Here is a 14,887-nt window from a genome sequence, read left to right on the forward strand (position 1 = left end):
GATGCGCCTGACCCGCACCGCGCTTTACCTGAGCGCCGCTCTGCTCCCCTTCGCCGCACAGGCGCAGCAGGCGGCGCCCGCCTCTGCCCCTTCCGCGCAGCAGCAGATTGCCGTCGCCCCGCTCAACTTTACCGAGCGCACTCTGCCCAACGGCCTCAAGGTTTACGCAATCCGCGACACCAGCACCGCCAACGTCTCGGTCCAGGTGTGGTACGATGTCGGCAGCAAGGACGACCCGGCGGGCAAATCGGGCTTCGCGCACATGTTCGAACATCTCATGTTCAAGGGCACGAAGAACTTGGTCGACGAGCAGATGGACCGGCTGACCGAGGATGTTGGCGGCTACAACAACGCCTCGACCAATTCCGACTACACCAATTATTTCGAGGTCGTCCCGGCCAACCACCTCGAGCGCCTGCTGTTCGCCGAGGCCGACCGCATGGCCAGTCTCGTGGTCGATGAGAAGGTGTTCGCCTCCGAACGCGACGTGGTGAAGGAAGAGCTGCGCAGCCGCGTGCTCGCCGCGCCTTATGGCAAGCTCTTCTACATCTACTTCCCGAACATCAGCTATTCGGTGCCCCCCTATGCCCGCCCCGGCATCGGCAGCATCGAGGATCTCGACGCCGCGACGATCGACGATATCCGCGCCTTCCACGCCACCTATTACCGCCCCGACAATGCCGTGCTGGTCGTCGCCGGGAATTTCGACCCGGCGCAGCTGGACAAATGGGTAGACAAATATTTCGCGCCGATTGCGAAGCCCGACCGCCCGATCCCGCGCGTGACCGTCGCCGAACCGCCCCGCACCACGGCGGTGCGCAAGACCGTCTATGAGGCCAACACCCCGCTGCCCGCCGTGCTGCTCAGCTATCAGCTGCCGCCCGACAATCACCCGGAATTGGCGGCGCTGACGGTGCTCGACGGCATCCTGTCGGGGGGTGCCAATTCGCGGCTCTACCGCAACCTCGTCTATCGCGATCAACTGGCGGCGCAGGCCGGCACGTTCCTCGATACACGTCAGTCGACCGGTGCCTATGCGATGTACGCGATCCTCGCCGGTGGAAAGGCGGCTGACGCCGGCGAGGCGGCGATGCGGCGCGAAATCGCCGAACTGCGCGACAAGCCGGTCAGCGCAGCCGAACTGGCCGAGGCGAAGAATGAGATCCTGACCAGCGCGCTCAAGAGCCGTGAAACGGCGGAGGGCAAGGCATCCACCCTCGCCGCATCGATCATCGTCAGCCGCGATCCGAAGGCGGCGGACCAGCAGCTCGCCGCGATCGCCCGCGTCACCGCCGCCGATGTCCAGCGCGTCGCGCGCCAGTATCTCGGCGACAACCAGTCCGCCGCGCTCACCTACCTGCCCGAAGCGCCGGGTGCGAAGGGCGACAGCGTCGGCATCGCCGACACGGTCCAGGTCGCAGCTCTGGTCGCGCCCAAGGACATCGTGATCCACACCCAGGCCAGTCCGGAGACGCGCATCGCGGTCCCGGCGCCCGGCGCGCCGGTTTCGCCGACGATTCCCACTGCGTCCGAGAGCAAGCTCGCCAACGGCATGCGCCTGATCGTGGTGGAAAAGCGCGACCTGCCGATCGTCACCGCCACAATCGTCTCGCCCGCAGGCGGCACGCGCGACCCGGCGGGCAAAGCCGGTACCGCGTCGCTTGCCGCGTCGCTGCTGACCAAGGGCACCACCACCCGCTCGGCCGAACAGATTGCGCAGCAGATCGAATCGCTCGGCGGATCGATCGGGGCCGGCGCAGACTGGGACGCCGCCTTCGCCACCGTGACGGTGAAGGCCGATCAGGTCGAACCCGCGCTCACCGTCCTCGCCGATGTCGCGCGCAACCCCGCATTCGCGCAGGAAGAGCTCGACCGCGCGCGCAAGCAGACGGTCGATGGCGTGACGGTCCAGCTCAAGGATCCCGCCGCGCTCGCCGGCATCGCCGCCAGCCGCGCGGTGTTCGGCAACCGCGCCTATGGCAACATGCTCTCGGGCACCCCCACCTCGCTGCCGCGCATCACCCGCGATGACGTGGCAAGCGCCTATGCCCGCGCGTGGAGCCCCGACCAGTCGGCGCTGGTTGTGGTCGGCGACATCGCTGCCAAGGATGCAACCGCACTGGCGCAGAAGCTGTTCGGCGACTGGAAGCCCGGCAACGTCACCTACATTGCCGCACCGGTCACCGCAGCGCCCAAGCCGCGCGTCATCGTCGTCGACCTGCCCGAAGCGGGTCAGGCCGGCGTCGTCGTCGCGCGTCCGGGCATCGCGCGCAGCGACAAGGAGTTCTACGCGGCACAGGTCGCCAACGCCACGCTGGGCGTCGGCTTCACCTCACGCCTCAATCGCGAAATCCGCATCAAGCGCGGCCTGTCCTATGGCGCGGGCAGCAGCGTCGACGCCCGCCGCCAGCCCGGCATCGTCAGCGCCTCCACCCAGACCAAGAACCCCTCCGCGCCGGAGGTGGTCAAGCTGATCGCCGAGGAGATGGCGCGGATGGGCGCCGCGCCGGTCCCCGCCGCCGAACTCGATTCGCGTAAGGCAGTGCTGATCGGCAGCTTCGGCCGCCGCATCGAACGCACCGACGGCATCGCCGGCGCGCTCGCCGACTATGTCGCCGACGGCGTCCCGCTGGGCACGCTGCAAAGCTACATCCCGTCGATCCAGAGCGTCGATCCGGCGGCGGTGCAGGCCGCGGCGAAGCGCGTGCTGGATCCTGCCAGCGCCAGCATCGTCGTGGTCGGCGACGCCAAGTCGTTCGTGGACGAACTGCGCAAGGCGTATCCGCAGCTGGAGGTGATCCCGGCGAGCGCGCTCAACCTCGACAGCGCGACGCTGAAGTAAGCCGACAAGCCCCTCCCCTAATGGGGAGGGGCTGGAGATATCCGCCTCCCCGCATCCCTAATATTACCTTAACTATCAATCGTTTCACCCCGGGACGCGCCCAAAACGACAGCAGAATTTAAACCTCCGCCACGCTACATCGCACGCTCGGGATTCTCCCGGCGGGACGAACATGCTGCGGCGGATGACACGGGTACAGCTGAGGGGCCTTGCGGCGGCGCTGATCGCGTCGCTGATCGGTGCCGGCTTTTCCGCGCATGCCGGGCTGACCGGGCCGAGCATTGCTGATCGCGGTGCACGGCCAGCCGGGCCGGAGCCGACCGGCTATGAGGCCGACGATCATTTCCCCGGCGCAGCATTCTACCAGCTCGCCGATGACGATGCCGCGGTCCCCTCGGCGCAGGGCGCGACCGGCACGGTCGAGCTGCCCGACGCGCCTGTCCCCGACGGCGCGGTGATCGACCCCACGATCCGCCCCGCCCCGCCGTTCGAGCTGCGCGGATCGGCGCAGGACAAGGCACGCGCGCTGCAATGCCTGACCACCGCCATTTATTACGAAGCCGCGACCGAGCCCGATGACGGCCAGCGCGCGGTGGCACAGGTGATCCTCAACCGCGCGCGCCACCCGACCTTCCCGGCCACCGTCTGCGGCGTAGTCTATCAGGGGTCGGAAAAGTCGGGATGCCAGTTCAGCTTCGCCTGTGACGGGTCGATGGCGCGCAAGCCGTCGCGTCAATATTGGGACCGCGCCGCGCGCGTCGCATCGGCGGCGCTGGCGGGCGAGGTGTTCGCGCCCGTCGGCATGGCGACGCATTACCACACCCATGCCGTTACCCCGCGCTGGAACACCTCGCTGGTGATGACCGGTGTGTTCGGCGCGCATTTCTTCCATCGCTGGAAAGGCTATTGGGGCACCGGCGCGGCGTTCACGCAACGCTATCGCGGCGGTGAGCCCGTGCCCGGCCCCAAGATTCAGGTCGCGACCGCCGCGCCTGCCCCGGATGCCGCCAAACCCGCGCCGCAACAGACGCCGGTCGCAGCGGTCGGCGCAGTTCAGCGCCCCGGCAACCCCCTGCTCCGCCCGACTCCTGCGGTTCCGATGCCCCGCACCGAACGGCCGGCCCCGCGCCGCGCTGAAGCCGAAAGCGGCGACGTCCTCCCCCGCTATGCCGAGCCTGCCGACTCACAGGTGCTCGACCGCTGGAAGGACAGCGGCAAACCGATCCGCTGACGCGAAACGGCCCCCGCACCGGGGTGCGGAGGCCGTCATCGTTAAAGCTTAACGCTCAGGCTTAGCGGCGATTCTGCCAGTCGCGACGCTCCCAGCGGATCTTGCGCGCCAGCACATCGAAGCGCCGGTCGAGGTCGGCCCGCTCGGCTACGGTCAGGCCCGGAGCAGTCCGGCGATAGCGTGCCTCGAGCGCCACGATCCCGCGGAACTCGGCCCGCAGACGAACCGCCTCAGCGCGGGTCAGCTGGCCGCTGCGCACGCCCTGATCGATCCGGCGATCGAGCTGCGCCTGACGCTGGTTGATGTTCCACCAGTTGCCGGCACCCTGGCCGTCATGACGCTCGGCGCGAATCTTGCGCGACAGGGCGTCGAACCGGCGGTCCAGGTCGGCACGTTCCGCGACGGTCAGGCCGGGGGCCGAACGGCGATAGCGGATCTCAAGGTCCGCAATGCCGCGGAACTCGGCGCGCAGGCGCGCTGCCTCGGCGCGGTTCAGCTGGCCGCTGCGCACGCCCTGGTCGATCCGCTGATCGAGCTGCGCCTGGCGCTGGTTGATATTCTGCCACCCGGCCTGCGCGGTCGCGGCGGGAACGGTGGCGGCGGCGATGCCAAGACCGGCAATCATCAGTGCAAACTTCTTCATCGAACGTCTCCTCTTCAAATTCATCGCCGCATCGGCGGCTGTGTTCGTTATCGTGCGCAGGTGTCGCAGCGATTTGGCGGGAATGTCGTTATTGTGTCGCGGCGTGTCGCACGCGCGACGGGTCCGTTCATAATCGTTAACGCAACCGAAGTGTTTTACCTTGCCAAAACACCTTCAAGGAGCCATGATAGGGACATGCTGAACATTCTCTCGCTCGTCGTTGGCATCGTTGCCTTTCCGGTGATGATGATTGGTCTCATCCCGCTGCTCGGCTGGCTCAACTATCTCGTCATCCCGATGGCGATCCTGGGCGTGACCCTGGGTGCGCTGTCCGATTCGAAGGTCGGGCGGAACCTCAACATCGTCGTCCTGATCGTGGGCGGGGTGCGGCTGTGGATGGGCGGCTTCCTGCTCTAAGCAAAGGCTGGCGGGGTCCGGTTACCCGAACCCCGCCCGTTGCTTAACGACAGCGCACGTTGCCGCGATCGATCGACGCGCCCAGCGCCGCGCCACCGGCGGCACCCAGCAGCGTTCCGAGCACGTTCGAACGCCCGTTCGACAGCGCATTGCCGAGCAGACCACCGGCAATCCCGCCCACGATCAGGCCGGTCGTGCCATCACTGCGGCGGCAATAGTAACGGCCGTCACGCCCGCGATAGATGCGGTCCTGGCGGGTCAGGCGACGCTCCTGATAATAGCGGCCATCCCGGTAATAATCGTCGGCATAATAGGCCCGCTGACCGCGCGCCGGCCGGTTCCAGTCATAGTTGCGATACTGGCGCCAGTCGCGGCGGTCCTCGCGACGGTCCCGACGCGCATCGCGCAATTCGCGCTGATATTCGCGCTGAGCGGCACGCCGCTCGGCCGGGGTATCGGCGCGGCGCAGGTCGCGGCGATAGTCGCGCTGCGCATCACGGACCTCGTCGCGATATTCGCGGTTCGATTCGCGCGGTGTCTGCTGGGCCATGGCCGGAACCGGGGCGAGCGCCACCGATGCCATGATGGCGGCGATCAAGGGGGTACGCATGCAACTTCTCCTGCATCTTCAGTGCCGGGCTAAACGGCTCTGCGTGCTGGGAAGTTGCGTGAACGAAAAACTACCCGGCGTTCATCGCGCGGCCAGCTTCAGATGCGCGTGTCGCCGGGATAAGCGAACAGCAGGTCGGCATCGCTCGACGCGGTCAGCACTGCGCTGCCGCTGACGCTCACGCAATCACCCGCCCGCCACGCGACGCCATCGACATCGCCGCTGCCCCGCACCGGCACCAGCCACCCGGCCTCCCCATGCGGCAGCCGAATCATGCGGTCGCCACCGATCCAGCGCTCCAGCACGAATTTCGGTCCCTCGACCAGCACGGTGCGCCCATGGTCGACAATGCCGGGGCTCGGCTGCGGCACCCACGGTTCCAGCACCGCGACGTCGATCCCGTCGTCCAGATGCAGTTCGCGCGGGCGGCCATAATCATAGAGGCGATAGGTCGTCTCGCTGTTCTGCTGTACCTCGATCAGCGTGATCCCCGCGCCGATCGCATGCACCGTCCCCGACGGCGCATAAAAGAAATCGCCCGCGCGCACCGGCTTCCAGTCGAGCAGGTCGACGATCGACCCGTCCTGCGCCGCCGCGCGCAGCGTGTCGGCGTCGATCGGCTCGCGCGGCCCGATCGCGATGGTCGAATCGGGTTCGGCGTCGAGGATCAGCCAGCATTCGTCCTTGCCGCGCGGCAACCCCCGCGCCTGCGCCGCCGTGTCATCCGGATGCACCTGCACCGACAGCTTCTCGCTGGTGAACAGATATTTGATCAGCAGGTCCGGCGCGGCATCGCCCGGCGACTGGAACCACACCTCCCCCACTGGTTCGCCATCGGGCGCCGGATCGTCAAAGCCGGGCCATAGCCGATGGCGGCCCCATGGCTTTTCGACTCGGTGCATGGCGAGCAGTTGCGCGGGCATCGGTGCGTCCTGAATGAGAATGTCGGCGTCTCGCATCAACGCCCGGATTCTGACCTGCGATCCCGTTCGCCGCAACCACCCCGAAAAAACATTTCGCGCGGCCGCAAGGCTCGGCTAAGAACCGGCGCAATGCGTATGCTTTCGACCCGCTCGCTCGCGCTTGCCGCTGTTGCCATCGCCCTTCCGCTCGCCGGCTGCGCCAGTGGTGCAGGCAAGCGTGCCGATCTGCCCTATGTCGCGCGCGACGTGGGCACGCTGTACACCACGGCCAAGGACCGGCTCGACCGCGGCCAGTACAAGCTCGCTGCGGCATTGTTCGACGAAGTGGAGCGCCAGCACCCCTATTCGGTCTGGGCGCGCCGTGCGCAGCTGATGGGCGCCTTCTCCTATTATCTCGACAAGAATTACACCCAGTCGATCCAGTCGGCGCAGCGCTTCCTGGCGGTTCACCCCGGCAACCGCGACGCGCCCTATGCCTATTATCTGATCGCGCTCAGCTATTATGAGCAGATCAGCGACGTGACCCGCGATCAGAAGATCACGCAGCAGGCGCTCGATTCGCTCGGCGAACTCAACCGCCGCTATCCCAACACCCGCTACGCCGCCGATGCGCGGCTCAAGATCGACCTTGTGCGCGATCACCTCGCGGGCAAGGAGATGGAAGTCGGGCGTTACTATCAGGTGCGCGGCCAGTGGCTCGCCGCCGTGATCCGCTTCCGCACCGTGGTCGATCAGTATCAGACCACCACCCACACGCCCGAAGCGCTGATGCGCCTCACCGAAAGCTATCTCGCGCTCGGCGTGAAGGATGAGGCGAAGAAGGCAGCAGCCGTGCTCGGCGCCAACTATCCCGGCACCGAATGGTATCAGCGCGCTTATGAACTGGTGGAAAAGCACGGCGCGCCGGTCCCGGTGCCCGCGCTCGTCGCCCCCGCTGGCCCTCCGGCCCGGGACGAGACGCCCAGCCCAGCGCCCGCCACCAATTAAGCGCACAACGCCCCTGATTAATCCCCTCTCCCAAGGCGGAACAAAAAGGGGTAATGCGGGCGCATGCTGACCGCGCTTTCCATTCGCGACGTTGTGCTGATCGAGGCGCTCGACCTCGATTTCGGCGCAGGTCTTGGCGTGCTCACCGGCGAAACCGGCGCAGGCAAATCGATCCTGCTCGACTCGCTCGGCCTAGCGCTCGGCGCACGCGCCGATAGCGGGCTGGTGCGGCAGGGCGCGGCACAGGCCGTCGTCACCGCCAGTTTCGAACCCGCCGACCCCGCCCCGATCGCCGCGCTGCTCGGCGAAAGCGGCCTCGACCACGACCCGTCCGAACCGCTGACGATCCGCCGCCTGGTCAAGGCCGATGGCGGCAGCCGCGCCTATGTCAACGATCAGCCCGCCTCCGCCGGATTGCTGCGCGAACTCGGCGCATTGCTGGTCGAGATCCACGGCCAGCATGACGATCGCGGCCTGCTCAACCCGCGCGGCCATCGCGCCTTGCTCGACAGTTTCGCCCGCGCCGATACCGCTGCCGTCGCCACCGCGCACCGCGCGCTGCGTGAAGCCGAAGACGCGCTCGCCGCCGCGCATGCCGAGCAGGAAAGCGCCGCGCGCGACCGCGAATGGCTCGAACATGCTGTCGCCGAACTGACCAAGCTCGCCCCCGAACCCGGCGAGGAAGCCGTGCTCGCCGAACGCCGCGCGACGATGCAGCGCGGTGAGAAGATCGCGGGCGAACTGCAGGCAATCGCGGACCTGATCGACGGTTCGGACGGCGCGCTCACCCGGCTGCGTCAGGCCGCGCGCATCCTGGAGCGAATCGCCGAGGACCACCCCGCCCTCACCGAAGCCCTCGCCGCGCTCGACCGCGCGCTGAACGAGGGGAGCGCGACGCAGGAAGGCATCGACACCGCCGCCGAAGCCCTCGCCTTCGACCCCGCCGCGCTGGAGGCGGATGAGGCGCGGCTGTTCGAACTGCGCGGCCTCGCCCGCAAGCATCGCATCCAGCCCGACGACCTCGCAGACCTGGCCGAAACCCTCGCGACCCGGCTCGAACGGATCGAGGGCGGCGAAGGTCTGATCGCGCGCCTCACCGCAGATCTAGCGAAGGCAGAAACGGCCTATGTCGCGGCGGCGGAAACGCTGTCGGCCACCCGCACCGCCGCCGCCGCCCGACTGGACGCGGCGGTTGCAGCCGAACTCGCCCCGCTCAAACTCGACGCGGCGCGCTTTTTGACCCGTGTTGAACCGCTGCCGCGTGACCAATGGTCGGCAACCGGCAGCGACCGGGTGGAGTTCGAGGTCTCGACCAACCCCGGCGCCCCCTTCGCCCCCCTCATCAAGATCGCCTCAGGCGGCGAGCTGTCGCGCTTCATCCTCGCGCTCAAGGTAGCATTGGCCGAGGAAGGCGGCGCGCGCACGCTGATCTTCGACGAAATCGACCGCGGCGTCGGCGGCGCTGTGGCCAGCGCGATCGGCGAACGGCTGGCGCGGCTCTCGACCGGCGCACAGTTGCTGGTCGTCACCCACAGCCCGCAGGTCGCGGCGCGCGGCGCGGCGCATCTACTGATCGCGAAAAGCCATGACGGCCTCGTCACCCGCACCGGCGTGCGCCAGCTCAGCGAAGACGAGCGGCGGGAGGAAATTGCCCGGATGTTGTCCGGCGCGCAGGTTACGGATGAGGCGCGGGCGCAGGCTGGGAGGCTGCTGGAGGCGGCGTAGGTCGCAAAAGCATAGCGACCGATGTCGAAATTATGACTGAACGGCCAATTGTAGGTGAGAAGCTGTCTGGCAGCTCTTGTTCGAATTTTGCCAGCTACAGTTTCAAACTAGCCGCAGCGACAGTTGCCCCAACAAAGCATCAGCTTCCTCTCGCTCGTATTCCGAAATGTACTGCGAGCCTATGGCGGTAGTAAGACAACGCATTGCCGACACCACGTTTTTTCGTACGCCAGAGCCAGCGAGATAACACTTGGCCATTTCCAGATAGGCGCTTCCATCCCCAGCCGCAGCGGCCCGCTGATACCACCGAAACATCATGCCATGCCTGCATTGCTCGCGGTACAAGATAGCAATATTGGACGCGGAGACATGGCTCCCTAGCCGCCATGCTCTGCGATATATTTTCATAGCCAGCACTTTGTTTTGCGGTACGCCCTCACCGACGTCGTGCATGTAGCCGAGCGCATGAAGAGCCATAAAGTCGCCGAGGGCGGCAGCCCTTTCATAGCAAAGCCGGGCATGAGCAAAATCGCCGCTCTCTACGGCGGCGTAAGCAATCCGGAGCAATGCGTCGGTGTTAGCCACGCGAAGCTTATAGGAAATGACAGCATGATTGGAAGCGATTGCCAGCGAGGTGTTTCTGGGCAGACCGTTGGCGAGACTTCAACCTAATTGCCCTTGTTCGCGATCAGGTCGATCTCCGTCCCGCCGTCGCCGCGTGCCGACAGGAACACGACATAGGCCGAATCGTCCTTTGCCCGAGTCCCGCCCAGCACATGCTGACCGTCCTTCAGCTGGTGTTCGGCCGAATAACCGCCGCGGACGGCGCGGGTGTAGTACCAGTCGATCATCGTCTGGAGCGGTTGCGGGGTCGAGAAGCTGACGACGCGCAGGTTGCACTGGCCGCCTTCGGCCCCAGCCGCTTCGGTCACGCGGGCCTGCGGATGCAGCGGCATGTCGGCGGGGAGGCGGGCGGCCCAGCCGGCGGAGTAGCTCAACTTCGCCGCGCAGTCGGCGGTGCGGCGGTCCTTCTGCCCCGCTGCAAGGCCGCCCAGCGTCACCGACTTGTCCTGGGCGTCGCAGGCGTCGCATTTGCCCTCGACCGGAGCCGGGGCCTTGAGCAACTCGCCCTCGGCCGGCATCGCCGCCTTGGCTGCGGCGACGGTGTCCGACGGGATCGGCGCTGAATAGGGCTGGCCCGGCGGACGGATCGCGTCCTTGTTCGACTGCTGGGCCAGCTGCGGATCGACCATGATCTGGTCCTGCAGCGCACCCATCAGCGCCGGGTCGGTCGCGTTGCTGCCGATCGAATCGTCCAGCGCATCGACATTGCCCGCCTCGCCCCCGCCGCACGCGGCGAGCGCAAGCGGCAGCAACAGGACGGCAAAACCATTGGCCCGACGGCTCATCATCACGCTCCGCACCCCCGCACAGGCTGCGGGATTTGGGGCACAGGGATGACAGGCCAGGGTTAAGGAAGCGTTTGCCGGACTTCCGCTTAATCCTCCCGGGCACGGAGAGGGGGACCATGCGCAGGATGGTGGAGGCGGCCCGAGGCAACGGAGTCCGATGCCTCGGGCCCCCTCCACCACGCCCTGCGGGCGCGGTCCCCCTCCCCGTGCCGCGGAGGATTGCAGACTACTTTACCCGCGCCTTCTCCGCCGCGATGAACGCATCGATCTGCGCGTCCAGCACATCAAGCGGCACCGCGCCCTGTTCCAGCACCGCGTCGTGGAAGCGCTTCAGGTCGAACTCGACCCCCAGCACCTTTTCGGCCCGCGCACGTAGTTCGCGGATCTTGATCTCGCCCAGCTTGTAGCCCAGCGCCTGGCCCGGCCAGCTGATATAGCGGTTCACCTCGGCATCGATATTCGCCGCCGACAGCGCGGTATTGTCGAGCATGAACTGGACCGCCTGTTCCTTGGTCCAGCCCTTGGCATGGATGCCGGTATCGACCACCAGTCGGCACGCGCGCCACATCTCGTACGACAGCCGCCCCATTTCCTTTTCGGGCGTGTCGTAAATGCCCATTTCGATCCCGATCCGCTCGGAATACAGCCCCCACCCCTCGGTAAACGCGGTGAAATTGGCGAGGTAGCGGCGGAACTTCGCCGTCTCCAGCTCTTGCTGCAGCGCGATCTGATGGTGGTGCCCCGGCACCGCTTCATGCGCCGTCAGCGCGGGCAGTTCATACAGCGGCCGCTGATCGAGCTTCGAGGTGTTGACGTAATAATGGCCGGCCAGCCCCAGCTCGGGGTTGCCGGGGCCATAATAGGCGGTCGTCGTCCTCTCCGCCGTCTCCGCCGGGATGCGCTTGAGGCCATAGGGCAGCCGCGCCATGCGGTTGAAAAATCCCGGCATCTTGCCGTCGATGTCCTTGGCCTGCACCGCGGCGGCGGCCATCAGCTCCTCGGGCGTCTTGGCGTAATATTTGGGGTTGGTGCGCAGCTCGGCCACGAACGCCTCACGCGTCGCGAACCCCGCCTTCTTCGCCACCGCCTCCATCTCCGCGCGGATGCGGGCGACCTCGTCCAGACCGATCTTGTGGATCTGCTCGGCCGAGAGGTCGGTCGTAGTCAGCTGACGGATGCGGAAGGCATAATAGCGCGCGCCATCGGGCTGCGCCGACACGCCGACTGCCTTGGCACATTTGGGGGCATAGCTGGTGCGGTAGAACGCCGCAGCCTTAGCATAGGCCGGGTTGATCACCTCGGTAACGGTCTTGCGCGCGCGTTCCTGCAACGCTGTCCACTCTGCCTCTGTGGCATCGACAGGGCGCTTGCGGGTAAATGGCGCGTAAAAGCGCGACTTGTTCGCATCTTGTTGGATTACGCCGGTAATCGTCTGCTCAAACCCGACCAGGCTGACACAGGGCTGGATATAGCCGCCCTTCAATGCCTGTGCCGTGATATCGATCAAAACGTCGTTCGTTTCCGGGAACTTAGCCAACCGGTCGAGATAATGGCCATAATCGGCCTTGCGCCGAAAGGCAGTGCGCTCCCCCTGCCCCGCCGCACCCTGCCACGGGTTGGAATAGCTGGTGAACAGGATCATGCGCTGGCCAAAGCCATTGTTTTCAATGCTTTCCGCCAGCAAGCGGCGCAGGATCGCCTTGTCGGTCCGCTGCGCCGGGGTGAGGCCGGCATCGGGGATGGCGTCGAGCCGCTTGAGGAACACCGCCTCCGCCGCAGCGCGCCGGTCTTCGGCAGCAAGGCTGACATCGCCGACCGCGATCGGATCGATATCGACGCCGACCGAGCGGGCAAAGCCCGGATTTTCCTTGAGAACCCACGCGAAATGTTCGTCGAGCAGGGCCTTGAAATCATCCGACGGCGACGCCTGCGCCGGGGCAGCGGCCAGCGCCAGTGCACCGGCACCAGCCGACAAAGCTGACAAAAATGCGCGTGTATAAGGCGCGGACGGTTGCGTGCGGGCGGCTAGGCGGGGCTGGATTTTCATGGCGTCAGGCAAGCAAATGAACTCCAACATTGCAAGCGCCACCGACCGCTAGACCCTTGTTCCGCCACGTCTCTTGCCGCAGGGGTGGCGCGACGGGCGATCAAGTGCCCCCGTTGAGTGAGGTGCCCACCGCGTGACTCCCGCCGCCGCCCCACGCCACACGCTGCGCGCCGTCGATGTGTTCGCGCTGACCGTCGGCATCGTCATCGGCGCCGGCATCTTTCGCACCCCGGCGCTGGTCGCGGGGGTGGCGGGCGATGCCACAACGATGATCCTGGCCTGGATCGCGGGCGGCGTGCTCTCGATCATCGGGGCGCTGTGCTATGCCGAGATGGCGGCGGCCTGGCCGCACATGGGCGGCGATTATCACTATATCGGGCGAGCATTCGGACAGCGGATCGCGTTCCTCTATGCCTGGGCGCGGCTGGCGGTGATCCAGACCGGGTCGCTGGCGCTGCTGTCGTTCATCGTCGGCGATTATCTTCAAATCCTGCTGCCGCTCGGCCCGGCGGGTCCGGCGATCTGGGCAGGGATAGCGGTCGTCGCGGTGAGCGCGATCAACTGGCTGGGAATGCGCTGGGGCACGCAAGCGCAGCGCTGGCTGACGCTGGCGGAGGTGATCGGCCTGATCGCGATCATCGTCGCCGGGTTTTCGCTCGCGCCCCCGGAGGCCGTGCCCGACCCGGTGAGCGGCGGGGCGCTGGGGCTGGTGATGGTGTTCGTGCTGCTATCCTATGGCGGGTGGAGCGAGGCGGTCTATGTCTCGGCGGAAATGAAGGACCCGCCGCGCCGGATCGCCGCGATCCTGTGCGCGGCGCTGGCGCTGGTCACCGCGCTGTATGTGCTGGTCAATCTGGCGTTGCTCAACGGGCTCGGCATGGCTGGCATGGCGGGCAATGACGCGGTGGCAGCCGAGGTGATGCGCCGCGCGTTCGGCCCGGCGGGCGCGGCGGCGATCAGCGCGGCAGTCGCGGTGGCGGCGCTGACCAGTGCCAATGCCACGGCGATCGTCGGCGCGCGCACCGCCTGTGCCTTGGGGCAGCGGATCAGGCCGATGCGCTGGTTGGGCCAATGGGATCATCGCCGCGACACGCCGGGCAACGGGCTGATCGCGCAGGGCGGGGTCGCGCTGCTGCTGGTCGCGCTCGGCGGATTTGCGCGCGACGGGTTTCGGGTCGCAGTCGAATATACCGCGCCGGTCTTCTGGCTGTTCCTGCTGCTCGCCGGACTGTCGCTGTTCGTGCTGCGCCGGACCGAGCCCGACACGCCACGTCCGTTCCGCGTGCCGCTCTATCCAGTACTCCCTGGGATCTTTTGTGCGACCACTGCGTATCTGCTTTGGTCGAGCCTCACCTATACCGGCTGGGGCGCGCTGGCTGGCGTCGCGGTTCTGGGCGTCGGCGCATTGATGCTATTGGTCGTCACCCCTGAAGAGGAGCTTGCGCCATGAAGCTGTTGATCCTCGCTGCTGCCACCTTCGTCGCCGGAAGCGCGGTCACGCCGCCTCCGGCACCGGTTGCGGTGGCGCCAAGCCAGAACCCCGATGTGATCTATGTCCCGACCCCGCCCGCGGTGGTCGAGGCGATGCTGGACATGGTGAAGCTGCGCGACGGCGATGTGCTCTATGACCTGGGGTCGGGCGACGGGCGCATTCCGATCGCGGCGGCGAAGCGCAAGCAGGTGCGCGCGGTGGGGATCGATATCGACCCACAGCGGATCGCAGAGGCCAACGCCAACGCCAAAACGGCGGGGGTGACGGGTGAGGTGTCGTTCAAACAGGCGGATCTGTTCACTAGCGAATTCAGCGACGCGACCGTCGTCACCCTCTATCTGCTCGACACGTTGAACGAGAAATTGCGCCCGAAATTGCTCGCCGAACTGAAGCCGGGGACGCGCATCGTCAGCCACGCATTCCGCATGGGTGATTGGGAGCCGGAGAAGGAAGAAACGATCGACGGACGGACGATCTATTACTGGACGGTGCCGGAACGGTAGCCACCTGTCCCCCCTCCCGTTCCGGGAGGGGAGACGATGAGCGTCAGCGCGGGAA

The 14,887-nt window shown here is 66.7% G+C and carries 13 protein-coding genes; 7 read left to right on the forward strand and 6 right to left on the reverse strand.

The features are described 5' to 3' along the window. Position 1: 1 nt before the first annotated feature. Positions 2–2,842, forward strand: a complete 2,841-nt coding sequence (locus tag KYX69_RS12960) for a pitrilysin family protein (protein ID WP_300498061.1) — start codon at positions 2–4, stop codon at positions 2,840–2,842. 184 nt (positions 2,843–3,026) lie between these two features. Continuing rightward, positions 3,027–4,073: a cell wall hydrolase gene (locus KYX69_RS12965; protein ID WP_300498063.1), complete on the forward strand. Its 1,047-nt coding sequence runs from the start codon at positions 3,027–3,029 to the stop codon at positions 4,071–4,073. Positions 4,074–4,134: 61 nt separating this feature from the next. On the opposite strand, the gene KYX69_RS12970 is transcribed toward KYX69_RS12965, so the two are convergent. Continuing rightward, complete coding sequence (locus tag KYX69_RS12970; RefSeq protein WP_300498064.1) at positions 4,135–4,716, reverse strand: hypothetical protein; 582 nt, start codon at positions 4,714–4,716, stop codon at positions 4,135–4,137. Positions 4,717–4,911: 195 nt separating this feature from the next. Between KYX69_RS12970 and KYX69_RS12975 the strand changes: the two genes are divergently transcribed. Then, a complete protein-coding gene (locus tag KYX69_RS12975; RefSeq protein ID WP_300498065.1) occupies positions 4,912–5,133 on the forward strand; it encodes a hypothetical protein in 222 nt (73 codons plus the stop codon). A 43-nt stretch (positions 5,134–5,176) separates the two neighbouring features. Here KYX69_RS12975 and KYX69_RS12980 read toward each other — a convergent pair whose 3' ends face one another. Both KYX69_RS12980 and KYX69_RS12985 read right to left on the reverse strand, forming a co-directional pair. After that, positions 5,177–5,743 carry a glycine zipper 2TM domain-containing protein gene (locus KYX69_RS12980; RefSeq protein WP_300498068.1) on the reverse strand — a complete coding sequence of 189 codons (567 nt, stop codon included), beginning with the start codon at positions 5,741–5,743 and terminating at the stop codon, positions 5,177–5,179. Between the two features lie 98 nt (positions 5,744–5,841). Then, positions 5,842–6,666 (reverse strand): phosphoheptose isomerase, encoded by an 825-nt coding sequence (locus KYX69_RS12985; RefSeq protein ID WP_300498183.1) that lies wholly within the window; start codon positions 6,664–6,666, stop codon positions 5,842–5,844. Between the two features lie 129 nt (positions 6,667–6,795). On the opposite strand from KYX69_RS12985, the gene KYX69_RS12990 reads away from it, so the two are divergent. Together KYX69_RS12990 and recN are read left to right on the forward strand one after the other, a co-directional pair. Next, on the forward strand, positions 6,796–7,653 hold the full coding sequence (locus KYX69_RS12990; protein WP_300498069.1) for an outer membrane protein assembly factor BamD: 858 nt from the start codon (positions 6,796–6,798) through the stop codon (positions 7,651–7,653). Positions 7,654–7,716: 63 nt separating this feature from the next. Next, positions 7,717–9,378: a DNA repair protein RecN gene (recN, locus tag KYX69_RS12995; RefSeq protein WP_300498072.1), complete on the forward strand. Its 1,662-nt coding sequence runs from the start codon at positions 7,717–7,719 to the stop codon at positions 9,376–9,378. Positions 9,379–9,480: 102 nt separating this feature from the next. Here recN and KYX69_RS13000 read toward each other — a convergent pair whose 3' ends face one another. From KYX69_RS13000 to KYX69_RS13010, 3 genes are all read right to left on the reverse strand, one after another. Beyond that, entirely contained in the window at positions 9,481–9,963 is a 483-nt protein-coding gene (locus tag KYX69_RS13000; protein ID WP_300498074.1) for a hypothetical protein, read from the reverse strand. An 83-nt stretch (positions 9,964–10,046) separates the two neighbouring features. Next, positions 10,047–10,787, reverse strand: a complete 741-nt coding sequence (locus tag KYX69_RS13005; protein ID WP_300498076.1) for a hypothetical protein — start codon at positions 10,785–10,787, stop codon at positions 10,047–10,049. Between the two features lie 229 nt (positions 10,788–11,016). Further along, entirely contained in the window at positions 11,017–12,837 is a 1,821-nt protein-coding gene (locus KYX69_RS13010) for a DUF885 family protein (protein ID WP_300498079.1), read from the reverse strand. A gap of 133 nt (positions 12,838–12,970) precedes the next feature. Here KYX69_RS13010 and KYX69_RS13015 point away from each other — a divergent pair, with 133 nt between their 5' ends. Further along, complete coding sequence (locus KYX69_RS13015) at positions 12,971–14,287, forward strand: APC family permease (protein WP_300498081.1); 1,317 nt, start codon at positions 12,971–12,973, stop codon at positions 14,285–14,287. Continuing rightward, the gene (locus KYX69_RS13020; protein ID WP_300498083.1) at positions 14,284–14,832 is read left to right on the forward strand and encodes a cyclopropane-fatty-acyl-phospholipid synthase family protein; all 549 of its coding nucleotides are present in this window, start codon (positions 14,284–14,286) and stop codon (positions 14,830–14,832) included. The genes KYX69_RS13015 and KYX69_RS13020 overlap by 4 nt, the downstream gene beginning before the upstream one ends. The last annotated feature ends 55 nt before the right edge of the window (positions 14,833–14,887 follow it).

Source organism: Sphingomonas sp., assembly GCF_030145815.1.
In the GTDB taxonomy this organism is placed as follows: Bacteria; Pseudomonadota; Alphaproteobacteria; order Sphingomonadales; family Sphingomonadaceae; genus Sphingomonas.

What these genes read in the sequence shown, in the direction of transcription:
- KYX69_RS12980 (WP_300498068.1), bottom strand. Translation starts at nt 5,743, where the DNA reads ATGCGTACCCCCTTGATCGCCGCCATCATGGCATCGGTGGCGCTCGCC.
- KYX69_RS12965 (WP_300498063.1), top strand. Translation starts at nt 3,027, where the DNA reads ATGACACGGGTACAGCTGAGGGGCCTTGCGGCGGCGCTGATCGCGTCG.
- KYX69_RS12985 (WP_300498183.1), bottom strand. Translation starts at nt 6,666, where the DNA reads ATGCCCGCGCAACTGCTCGCCATGCACCGAGTCGAAAAGCCATGGGGC.
- KYX69_RS13010 (WP_300498079.1), bottom strand. Translation starts at nt 12,837, where the DNA reads ATGAAAATCCAGCCCCGCCTAGCCGCCCGCACGCAACCGTCCGCGCCT.
- KYX69_RS12990 (WP_300498069.1), top strand. Translation starts at nt 6,796, where the DNA reads ATGCGTATGCTTTCGACCCGCTCGCTCGCGCTTGCCGCTGTTGCCATC.
- KYX69_RS12970 (WP_300498064.1), bottom strand. Translation starts at nt 4,716, where the DNA reads ATGAAGAAGTTTGCACTGATGATTGCCGGTCTTGGCATCGCCGCCGCC.
- KYX69_RS13005 (WP_300498076.1), bottom strand. Translation starts at nt 10,787, where the DNA reads ATGAGCCGTCGGGCCAATGGTTTTGCCGTCCTGTTGCTGCCGCTTGCG.
- KYX69_RS13020 (WP_300498083.1), top strand. Translation starts at nt 14,284, where the DNA reads ATGAAGCTGTTGATCCTCGCTGCTGCCACCTTCGTCGCCGGAAGCGCG.
- KYX69_RS12960 (WP_300498061.1), top strand. Translation starts at nt 2, where the DNA reads ATGCGCCTGACCCGCACCGCGCTTTACCTGAGCGCCGCTCTGCTCCCC.
- KYX69_RS12975 (WP_300498065.1), top strand. Translation starts at nt 4,912, where the DNA reads ATGCTGAACATTCTCTCGCTCGTCGTTGGCATCGTTGCCTTTCCGGTG.
- recN (WP_300498072.1), top strand. Translation starts at nt 7,717, where the DNA reads ATGCTGACCGCGCTTTCCATTCGCGACGTTGTGCTGATCGAGGCGCTC.